Origin of the sequence: Brevundimonas sp. (genome assembly GCF_031082345.1) — a bacterium.
Classification (GTDB): domain Bacteria; phylum Pseudomonadota; class Alphaproteobacteria; order Caulobacterales; family Caulobacteraceae; genus Brevundimonas.
This window is the reverse complement of sequence record NZ_JAVHLH010000010.1, coordinates 1-9,662: the sequence shown is the minus strand read 5'-3', so window position 1 is coordinate 9,662 and position 9,662 is coordinate 1. Positions and strand designations below refer to the sequence as shown.

The following is a 9,662-nucleotide window of genomic DNA, read 5'->3' as shown; positions in this document are numbered from 1 at the left end:
TGGTCGCGGCGATGGCGATCTTGCCCGGCCGGGGAGACCGGTGGAACTCCAGGGCGTCCTCGTCGTCCCGGGCGCGTTGCTCTTGCAGAGGCATGTCGGTGTCTTTCAGGCGGCGGGTGGTTTGCCGACCGCCCAGAGGACGCCGACGACGCCGCCCTTGACGACGGGCAGCAGGGCCAGGGTCAGGACCGTGAGCGTCGGCAGCAGGACCGCGAGAACCTGGGCCGGCGGCAGGGACCAGATGAAGCGAAAGGTCAGCAGGGGCGCGATGACGAGGTGGCCGACGATGAAGATGGTGAAATAGGGCGGCGCGTCGTCGGCCGGGTATTGATCATTGTCGTGCCCGCAGACCGCGCATGTGGGGGCGATCTTGAGATAGGCGCGAAAGAGCCGTCCGACGCCGCAGTGAGGGCAATGGCCGCGCGCGCCGCGCGACAGCCCGGTCCACAACGACCGCCGGCCCGGCCCGGGCGCGGCGGGACCGGACATCATTGGCGCGGAGAGCTCCGATCCCGGCGCGCCATCCGGCGCGCTCCGGAAAAGCGCTGGCGCGCGGTCGCCGGCGGGGACCGCCAGGAGGGGGAGCCCGGGCTCGTCAGGCCGAACCGGAGGTGGTCCTCGTTGCGCCGGCCCGTTCGGCCTCGCGACCCGCTTCATACGTCCGTTCCTTTGCTCGCCGATTCAAAAGCCTCACCCCCCGGCCCACACCTTGCGTGAGGGCTCCGTCGGCGATCATCTCCACGCCCGCGTCGGTCAGCGCGTCCATGACCTTCTCCAGGCTGTCGACCACCGCCCGCACCGACCCGTCCGATCCTTCCATCCGCTGGATGGTGGGAACCGACAGCCCCGCGCGTTCGGCGAGCTCGCGCTGGTCCATGCCGAGCAGGGCGCGCGCGGCGCGCAACTGGGCGCCCGTGATCACGGGCCGACGCTCCGCCCGGGCCGCGCGCCGAGGCGCTCTTCAGTCTGGGCGAGCCGGAGCGCGCTGCGGGGATCGGAACGCATGAGGTGTGCCTGCTTGAAAGCGTTGAGGATAGCATCATACTTGTTTGCTGATGTGTCAAGTATCAGGAAAATGGTCTGGCAAATCAGCTGGTCGGTTGCGTGGGTGGTTCTCGCCCCCCCGCACCCGGGGCGGTCGGCCAAGGGGCGCGCGGCCGCTCGCACCATCAACGGGACAGGTCAGGCGCGACGGAGAGGATCATTCCTCTTGCTGATGGCCAAACCATCATCGTAGATAGGCCAATGATCACTGGTGCACAGATGAAGGCCGCGCGGGCGCTCCTCGGCATTGACCAGAAGGAGTTGGCCCGGCTTTCGGGCGTTTCCCTGCCCACGATCCAGCGCATGGAGGCAAGCGACGGCATCGTACGGGCGGTGGTCGATAGCCTGGAGAAGGTGGCCAATGCGATCAATGACTCCGGCGTCGAATTGATCGTGGAAGGGGCGCGCAGCGAGGGAACGGGTCGCGGCGTGCGCCTGATCGATCGCCGGCCGCCGCGAAGGCCGCCGCTCGACGTCTGAGGGCGCCGCCAGTTCGATTCCCTCTCGCCGGGCAGGGGCAGCGTCGCGAAGGCCTCTGGCGCCAGCGTCAGGGGCGGCTCCGGTCGCTCTCCGTCGCTGAGGGTCCCTGATTTCCGCCCGCCGGTCCCATGGACGGTCACTCGCCGCTGTAACGATTATCTCCGCGGGGCGGATGACGACCGGCGTTCGATCCGGCCGGGGTCCCTCACGCGCCCGCGATCCCGGCGGGCGGTTACAGCACCCGCTCGACGAGCCTCTTCTTGACCTCCGCGATCGCCTTGGCGGGATTGAGGCCTTTGGGACAGACCTGGGCGCAGTTCATGATCGTATGGCAGCGGTAGAGCTTGAAGGGATCCTCGAGGGCGTCGAGTCGCTCGCCCGTCGACTCGTCGCGGCTGTCGACCACCCAGCGATAGGCCTGAAGCAGGGTGGCGGGTCCGAGGTATTTCTCGCCATTCCACCAGTAGCTGGGACACGAGGTGGTGCAGCAGGCGCACAGGATGCACTCGTAGAGCCCGTCGAGCTTCTCGCGGTCCTGCGGGCTCTGCAGCCACTCCGTCTGGGGCTCCGGCGTGGTGGTGTGCAGCCAGGGCTCGATGGAGGCATACTGGGCGTAGAACAGGGTCATGTCCGGCACCAGATCCTTGATGACGGGCATGTGCGGCAGGGGCGCTATCTGGCAGTCCTTGCCGGGAATTTCCGCGTGCGCCTGGGTGCAGGCCAGGGTGTTGCGACCGCCGATGTTCATGGCGCAGGAGCCGCAAACGCCTTCGCGGCACGAGCGTCGGAAGGCCAGGGTCGGGTCCATCGCATTCTTGATGTGGATCAGCGCGTCGAGAACCATCGGGCCGCAGGCCTCAAGATCGACCTCATAGGTGTCCCAGCAGGGATTGTCCGGACGCTCGGGATCATAGCGGTAGACGCGGAAGGTTCGGGTCTCGCCCGCCCCGGCGGGGGCGGGGTGATGACGTCCCTTCTGGACGCGGGAGTTTTTGGGAAGCGCCAGTTCGACCATTGCCCGTTCCTATGAGTTCGCGGTCATCAGTAGACCCGCCGCTTCGGCTCGACGTAGGCCACGTCGTCGGTCAGGGTGTGAGCATGCACCGGGCGGTAGTCGAGCCGGACCGCGCCCGTGCCTGGATCGAACCAGGCCAGGGTGTGCTTCATCCACGTCGCGTCGTCGCGGTCCGGGAAGTCTTCCCGAGCGTGGGCGCCGCGACTCTCCTGGCGAGCCTGCGCCGAGTTGACGGTGACGACCGCCTGGCCCAGCAGATTGTCGAGTTCGAGGGTCTCGACCAGATCCGTGTTCCAGATCAGGCTGCGGTCGCTGACCTGCACCTCGCCGATCCGCCGCGCCGCCCCGGCGATCCGGTCCACCGCCCGCGCGAGCGTCGTCGCGGTCCGGAAGACAGTGCAGTCCTCCTGCATGGCCCGCTGCATATCCGTTCGGAGCGCAGCCGTGGAGATCGATCCGTTCGCCGACCGGAAGCGGTCGAAGCGCTCAAGATGCGGCTCGGTCAGCGCCGGCCGGAGGTCGGGGACGTCCGCGCCGGCCTGCAACTGGCTGGCCGCGCGCAGCGCCGCCGCGCGACCGAAGACCACCAGATCCGTCAGGGAGTTCGATCCGAGCCGGTTGGCGCCGTGCACCGAGACGCAGGCGGCCTCGCCCACCGCCATCAGACCGGGCACGATGCTGTCCGGGTCGCCGTCGCGCAGGGTCAGGACCTCGCCGTGATAATTGGTCGGGATGCCGCCCATGTTGTAGTGCGCCGTCGGGATGACCGGGATGGGCTCCCGGGTCACGTCGACGCCGGCGAAGATCTTCGAGCTTTCCGAGATGCCCGGCAGGCGTTCGGCGATCATCTTCGGGTCGAGATGGTCCAGGTGCAGGAAGATGTGGTCCTTCTTCGGTCCGACGCCGCGGCCCTCGCGGATTTCGATGGTCATGGCGCGCGAGACCACGTCGCGCGACGCCAGGTCCTTGGCGGACGGCGCATAGCGCTCCATGAACCGCTCGCCCTCGGAATTGGTCAGATAGCCGCCCTCGCCGCGCACGCCCTCGGTGATCAGGCAGCCGGCGCCGTAGATGCCGGTGGGATGGAACTGGACGAATTCCATGTCCTGCAGGGGCAGGCCGGCGCGCAGCACCATGCCGCCGCCGTCGCCCGTGCAGGTATGGGCGCTGGTGCAGGAGAAATAGGCGCGGCCGTAGCCGCCGGTGGCCAGGATGACCTTCTGGGCCCGGAAACGATGCAGGGTCCCGTCGTCGAGCTTCCAGGCCGTGACGCCCCGGCAGACGCCCTCGTCCATGATGAGGTCGAGAACGAAATACTCGACGAAGAACTGGACGTTGCTCCTGAGCGCCTGCCCGTAGAGCGTATGCAGCATGGCGTGGCCGGTCCGGTCGGCGGCGGCGCAGGTGCGCTGCACCGGGCCCTCGCCGAAGTTTCGCGTCATGCCGCCGAAGGCGCGCTGGTAGATCTTGCCGTCCTCGGTGCGAGAGAAGGGCACGCCCCAGTGCTCGAGTTCGTAGATCGCCGCCGGGGCGTTGCGGCACAGGTATTCGATGGCGTCCTGGTCGCCCAGCCAGTCCGAGCCCTTGACGGTGTCGTACATGTGCCAGCGCCAGTCGTCCTCGCCCATGTTGCCGAGGCTGCCGGAGATGCCGCCCTGGGCCGCCACGGTATGCGATCGGGTCGGGAAGACCTTGGAGACGCAGGCGGTCGACAGGCCCGCGTCGGCGCAGCCCAGCGCCGCCCGCAAACCGGCGCCGCCGGCGCCGACGACGACGACGTCGAACCCATGGTCGATGAACTGGTAGGCCGGCATGGGTTTCAGGCGCCTCCGAGCGCGACCTTGAGAATGCAAAACACAGCGATCGACCCGGCCAGGGCGCAGACGGACAGATTGCCGAGCAGCAGGGCGGCCCTGGTTCCGGCGCGGTGGATATAGTCCTCGATGACGACCCGCAGGCCCGCCTGCATGTGCCAGAAACTGACCGACGCCAGCAGGGCCAGGAGGACCGGGTTGAGGGGAGAGGCGCGCATCCATGCGACGGCGCCGGGGTAGTCCTCCGTCGCCAGCTGAAGAGCCGCGGCCAGACCCCACAACACCAGAGGGATCAGGGCCGCGGCTGTGATCCGTTCGGAGATCCAGTGGCCGACGCCCTGCCTGGCCGAGCCGGACCCGCGGGCGCGGGAGAGCGGTGTGCGCAGGCTTTGCATCACAGCGCTCCCGCGAAGGCGGCGAACACCCAGACCGAAACGCTGGCGGCGACGGCGAAGGCGATGACGACAAGGGCCGTGGCGTTGGCCGCCTTGACATCGAATCCAAGTCCGCAATCCCAGACCAGGTGCCGGATGCCGTTGGCGAGGTGGTAGAAGATCGCGAGCGTCACCGCGAACAGGATCCCCTTGCCGGGCGGCGACCCCAGCAGGCCCCGGTAGGCGTCGAACAGGTCCGGCCCGCCGGCCAGGGCGACCACCCATCCCGCCAGCACCAGGGCGCCGCCGTAGAGGGCCAGGCCGCTCGCGCGATGGAGGATGGACGTCAGCATGGCCAGATGCCAGCGCCACACCTGAAGATGCGGCGACAGCGGCCTTTGCGTCGCCGACGTCCTCAACCGGGCGTCCCGGCCTTCAAGTCCCACGGATCGTAACCCTCTGGTTGGCCTCGTCATGGCTCCAAGGAAAGCCGGGCGCGGCGCGCCCGCCCCGGATCGCCAGGGGCGACGAGCCGGTCGAGCAAGCACCACTGAACATAGACCTTGATGTTCAGTCTATCAAGACGCACGTTATGCGCATCATTCACAGGGGCCCGCTCGGCCGGGGCGCTGGCCCTGCGGCGCCGGACGGCCAACGTTGGCCCGGGCCCATCCAGGACGCTCTGTTGTGATGTGTGAGGACGGTGATGTGGACATCCAGCCAACCGGCCGAGACCGACCGCCAATCCCACCAGCCGCCGCGGCCCCGAATGCCGATCGCCGGCGACGTCGTGCTGCTGGGCGCGATCTTCAACCTGGGTTACGCCGCGGTCGTCATCCACGCCCTGGCCCATCCGTACGGCCGGTTCGGCGCCGCGGTCTCGACCTGGGTGGAGATCGTGGGCAGACTCCTGTGGCCCGTCTATGGTCTGGCGGGAGGGCCAGGTTGCGGGGGCGGCGCGGTCGGCGCGTTCGGCGAACGCGCCTGGGTCTTCGATATCCATCTCACCGCGATCAATCTCATCGCCGCCGGGCTTCTGTTCGCCGGGTCACGCCGATACTGGGCGGTTTGGGCCGAGCCTCTGCGCAACGCGCCGGACGGACGGGACTTCACCCCCGAGGCCTGGCGACAGACGCTGAACGCCGGCTTCGGGACCGTGCTCTGGGGCGCGATGGCGGTGCTGTGGTGGCTCATCCTGGAAAACCACCTGTTCGCGAGCGCTGCGCGCTGCGCGGCCCTGCAGCCGTGGTTTCTCGTCCGCGAGCCCCTGCTCACCACCATCGCCCACGGCGTCGCCACCTTCGCGGCCGTCCTGTCGCTGGCCCGCAAATCCCGGTCCGGCGCCGGGGCGACCCGCGCCTGACAGCCGGCGAGACGGTGACGCACGGTGGCGCCCGCCGTTTGCGGTCGCCGCGGTCAGGCCTTCTCGAGACACATGGCCACGCCCATCCCGCCGCCGATGCACAGGGTCGCCAGACCCTTCTTCGCGCCGCCCCGGTGCATCTCATAAACCAGGGTGGTGAGGATGCGCGCGCCGGACGCCCCGAGAGGGTGGCCGATCGCGATCGCCCCGCCATTGACGTTGACCCTGGCCGGGTCGAGCTCGAGCTCCTGAATCACGCAAAGCGATTGGGCGGCGAAGGCTTCGTTGGCCTCGACAAGGTCGAGGTCGCCGACGGACCAGCCCGCCTTTCGCAACGCGCTGCGGCTCGCGGGGATGGGCCCGGTTCCCATGATGTCCGGCTCGACGCCGGCCTGGGCCCAGGAGGCGATCCGGGCGAGCGGGCTGAGCTTGAGGCGCGCGGCTTCGGCGGCCGACATCAGAACCAGGGCCGCGGCGCCGTCGTTGATGCCGGCGGCGTTGGCCGCCGTGACCGTGCCCTCCTTGCAGAAGGCCGGGCGCAGGCGGGAGACGCTTTCCAGCGTCGTCCCGGGCCGGATATACTCGTCCTGATCGATCGTCGCTTCACTCCTGCGCCCCCTCACGGCGACCGCGGCGATCTCGGCCCCGAATTTGCCGGCTCGTCGGGCGGCGTCGGCCTTGTTCTGCGACGCGACCGCGAACTCATCCTGGGCCCGGCGCGACAGGCCCCATCGGCTCGCGACGTTTTCGGCCGTCTGTCCCATGTGGTAGCCGTTGAAGGCGTCCCACAGACCGTCCTTGATCATGGTGTCGACCAGGGCCAGGTCGCTCATCTTCTGTCCGCCGCGCAGATGGGCGGCGTGCGGGGCCTGACTCATGCTCTCCTGGCCGCCGGCGACCACGATGTCGGCGTCCCCGCACAGGATCTGCTGCATCCCCACGGCGACGGCGCGCAAGCCCGAGCCGCACAGTTGGTTGAGCGACCAGGCCGGACTCTCGACCGGTACGCCGGCCCCTCTCGAGGCCTGCCTCGCCGGGCCCATCCCCGCACCCGCCTGCAGGACCTGTCCGAGGATCACCTCGTCCACCTGATCCGGCTCCAGGCCGGCGCGCGCCACCGCCGCCTTTATGGCCACGGCGCCCAGTTCATGCGCCGCCAGGCCGGCGAAGGCGCCGTTGAAGACGCCCACCGGCGTGCGCGCGGCGGAAACGATGACGATGTCACGCATGGAGGGGAGGCTCCGGGAATCAGATGGATAAATCGATGTAAGCGATCACAAATGCCGTATTAAATATCATCAAAGAATGCAAATACCTCACGATCGCTGGGTCGGTCAGGCGTGCCCCCTCCGGACGCCCGCGCCGGCGGACAGGCGCCCGCGGCGGCCACCCGCTTTGTGTGGCAGGCGTCCACCGGTGCGGAATACGGAAATTTACGTGATGCGGTGGACATCACGATAGATGTAAATATAGTCAGTGGCGCGGTCGAAGCCCTTCGTCCGCTTCACCGCCCAGGGGCGTACGGCAAAGCGTTTGTCGGACCGCGTTCGCGTCATGCGCGAGATTCCCATGGGCAAGACGGGAGACCGGTTACAGGCAGGCACAACCGGACCGCGGCGAACGCTCGCCGGTTGAGGTCCGAGGACTCCCTCCAGCGCCGACAAGGGCATGAATCCTACCGTCTTACCCGCCGTGATCTGGTCCATCGCCGCCCTGCTCGCGCTCGGGGCGCTCGCCGCCGTCGGGGGACGGACACGCCCGGTTCAGGTTTTGACCTATCCGTTGTGCGCCGCGATCGGCGCCGGGATCGGGGCGCTGGCGCTCTGGGGCCTGTTGCGGGGCGGGGGCGAAACCCTCGTGCTTCCGCTCGGGGTGCCCTGGATCGGCTCCCACTACCGTCTCGACGCCCTGGCGGCGCTGTTCCTCGCCATCGTCGGCTTCGGCGGCTGCGCCGCCAGCGTCTATGCGATCGGCTACGGCCGCCACGAGCCTTCGCCCGAGCGCGTGCTGCCCTTCTATCCGGCGTTTCTCGCCGGGATGAGCCTGGTGGTGCTGGCCGGCGACGCCTTCACCTTCCTCGTCTCCTGGGAATTCATGTCGGTCATGTCGTGGGCCCTGGTGATGTCGCACCACAAGGAGCCGGGCAATACGCTGGCCGGCTATGTCTATCTGGTCATGGCCAGCTTCGGCACCCTGGCCCTGCTGCTGGCCTTCGGCCTGCTGGCCGGGCCACAGGGGCATTACGACTTCGTCTCCATGCTGGCGTTCGGCGGCGCCGGGCCGCTGACGGGGGTGGCGCTCATCCTCGCCCTGGTCGGGACCGGCTCGAAGGCGGGCCTGGTCCCCCTGCACGTCTGGCTGCCGCTGGCTCACCCGGCCGCGCCCAGCCATGTTTCGGCGCTCATGAGCGGCATCATGACCAAGGTCGCGATCTACGGCTTCATCCGGATCGCGTTCGACCTTCTCGGCCCGCCGCAGTGGTGGTGGAGCGTGGCCCTGCTCTCGGCCGGCGCCGTGACCGCCGTCGTCGGCCTGCTCTACGCCCTGCTTCAGGACGACCTCAAACGTCTGCTGGCCTACAGCACGGTGGAGAATATCGGCATCATCTTCCTCGGCCTCGGCCTGTCCCTGGCGTTCAAGGCTAACGGCATGGGCGAGGCCGCGGCCCTGGCCCTGGTGGCCAGCCTGCTGCACGCCATCAACCATGCGACCTTCAAGAGCCTGCTGTTCTTCGGGGCCGGGTCGGTGCTTTCGGCGACCGGCGAACGCGCCCTGGCCGCCATGGGCGGGCTGATCCACCGGCTTCCATTCACCGCCGCCCTCATGCTGGTCGGCGTGGCCGCCGCCTCGGCCCTGCCGCCGCTGAACGGCTTTGTGTCCGAGTGGCTCCTGTTCCAGGCGATCCTGCTCAGCCCGGACCTGCCGCAATGGCTGCTCAAATTCCTCACCCCGGCGGTCGGCGCCATGCTGGCGCTCGCCGCCGCCCTGGCCGCCGCCTGTTTCGTGCGCGCCTACGGCATGGCCTTCCTGGGCCGTCCCCGGTCGCCGGCGGCGGCGACGGCGCGCGAGGTGGACCGGTTCCAGATCGGCGCCATGGGCGTGCTCGCCCTCGCTTGCCTGCTCATCGGCGTCCTGCCGGGCCTGGTTCTCGACGCGCTCGCGCCCGTGGCCCGCATGCTGGTCGGCCAGGCGATCCCGGCGCAGTCCGGCCAGCCGTGGCTCATGCTGGCGCCCCTGGCCGAACACCGGAGCTCCTATGACGGGCTCGTGATGTTCGGCTTCATCGCCATTTCCGCGGCCGCCTCGGCGCTGCTGGTGCGGGCCGTCGCCGCCAAGGCCGTGCGGCGAGCGCCGGCCTGGGATTGCGGCTATCCCGATCCCCGCCCGGCGACCCAGTATTCTCCAAGCGGTTTCGCCCAGCCGCTGCGCCGCGTGTTCGGCGGCCTGCTGTTCGGCGCCCGCGAGAGCGTTGAGATGCCGCCGCCCGGGACGGCGGGGCCGGCCCGCTTCACCCTGCGGATCCGCGACCTCGTGTGGGAACGGCTCTATCTGCCGATCGCGGGCGCGATCGG

General features: G+C 69.2%; 10 protein-coding genes. 3 read left to right on the top strand and 7 right to left on the bottom strand.

The features are described 5' to 3' along the window. Window positions 1-105: 105 nt before the first annotated feature. Together RDU12_RS01420 and RDU12_RS01415 are read right to left on the bottom strand one after the other, a co-directional pair. On the bottom strand, window positions 106-492 hold the full coding sequence (locus RDU12_RS01420) for a DUF983 domain-containing protein (RefSeq protein WP_308683996.1): 387 nt from the start codon (window positions 490-492) through the stop codon (window positions 106-108). A gap of 103 nt (window positions 493-595) precedes the next feature. After that, window positions 596-922, bottom strand: coding sequence for a helix-turn-helix domain-containing protein (locus RDU12_RS01415; RefSeq protein ID WP_300291250.1), 327 nt, complete (start codon window positions 920-922; stop codon window positions 596-598). A 323-nt stretch (window positions 923-1,245) separates the two neighbouring features. On the opposite strand from RDU12_RS01415, the gene RDU12_RS01410 reads away from it, so the two are divergent. Then, entirely contained in the window at window positions 1,246-1,524 is a 279-nt protein-coding gene (locus RDU12_RS01410; protein ID WP_308683995.1) for a helix-turn-helix transcriptional regulator, read from the top strand. 232 nt (window positions 1,525-1,756) lie between these two features. Here the strand turns inward: RDU12_RS01410 and RDU12_RS01405 are convergent, their stop codons facing one another. From RDU12_RS01405 to sdhC, 4 genes are read right to left on the bottom strand one after another with little or no spacing between them, the layout of a single operon-like run. Then, window positions 1,757-2,539 carry a succinate dehydrogenase iron-sulfur subunit gene (locus RDU12_RS01405; RefSeq protein ID WP_300291254.1) on the bottom strand — a complete coding sequence of 261 codons (783 nt, stop codon included), beginning with the start codon at window positions 2,537-2,539 and terminating at the stop codon, window positions 1,757-1,759. 26 nt (window positions 2,540-2,565) lie between these two features. Continuing rightward, complete coding sequence (gene sdhA, locus RDU12_RS01400; protein ID WP_300291256.1) at window positions 2,566-4,353, bottom strand: succinate dehydrogenase flavoprotein subunit; 1,788 nt, start codon at window positions 4,351-4,353, stop codon at window positions 2,566-2,568. A gap of 5 nt (window positions 4,354-4,358) precedes the next feature. Then, window positions 4,359-4,748 (bottom strand): succinate dehydrogenase, hydrophobic membrane anchor protein, encoded by a 390-nt coding sequence (sdhD, locus tag RDU12_RS01395; protein WP_300291258.1) that lies wholly within the window; start codon window positions 4,746-4,748, stop codon window positions 4,359-4,361. Then, window positions 4,748-5,173, bottom strand: a complete 426-nt coding sequence (sdhC, locus tag RDU12_RS01390; protein ID WP_300291260.1) for a succinate dehydrogenase, cytochrome b556 subunit — start codon at window positions 5,171-5,173, stop codon at window positions 4,748-4,750. Before sdhC ends, sdhD begins: the two co-directional genes overlap by 1 nt. 323 nt (window positions 5,174-5,496) lie before the next feature. Here sdhC and RDU12_RS01385 point away from each other — a divergent pair, with 323 nt between their 5' ends. After that, window positions 5,497-6,090 (top strand): hypothetical protein, encoded by a 594-nt coding sequence (locus RDU12_RS01385; RefSeq protein WP_308683994.1) that lies wholly within the window; start codon window positions 5,497-5,499, stop codon window positions 6,088-6,090. A gap of 53 nt (window positions 6,091-6,143) precedes the next feature. Here RDU12_RS01385 and RDU12_RS01380 read toward each other — a convergent pair whose 3' ends face one another. Then, on the bottom strand, window positions 6,144-7,319 hold the full coding sequence (locus RDU12_RS01380; protein WP_300290492.1) for an acetyl-CoA C-acetyltransferase: 1,176 nt from the start codon (window positions 7,317-7,319) through the stop codon (window positions 6,144-6,146). Between the two features lie 439 nt (window positions 7,320-7,758). On the opposite strand from RDU12_RS01380, the gene hyfB reads away from it, so the two are divergent. Further along, the coding region (hyfB, locus tag RDU12_RS01375; protein WP_308683993.1) for a hydrogenase 4 subunit B at window positions 7,759-9,662 on the top strand (1,904 nt) is incomplete at its 3' end.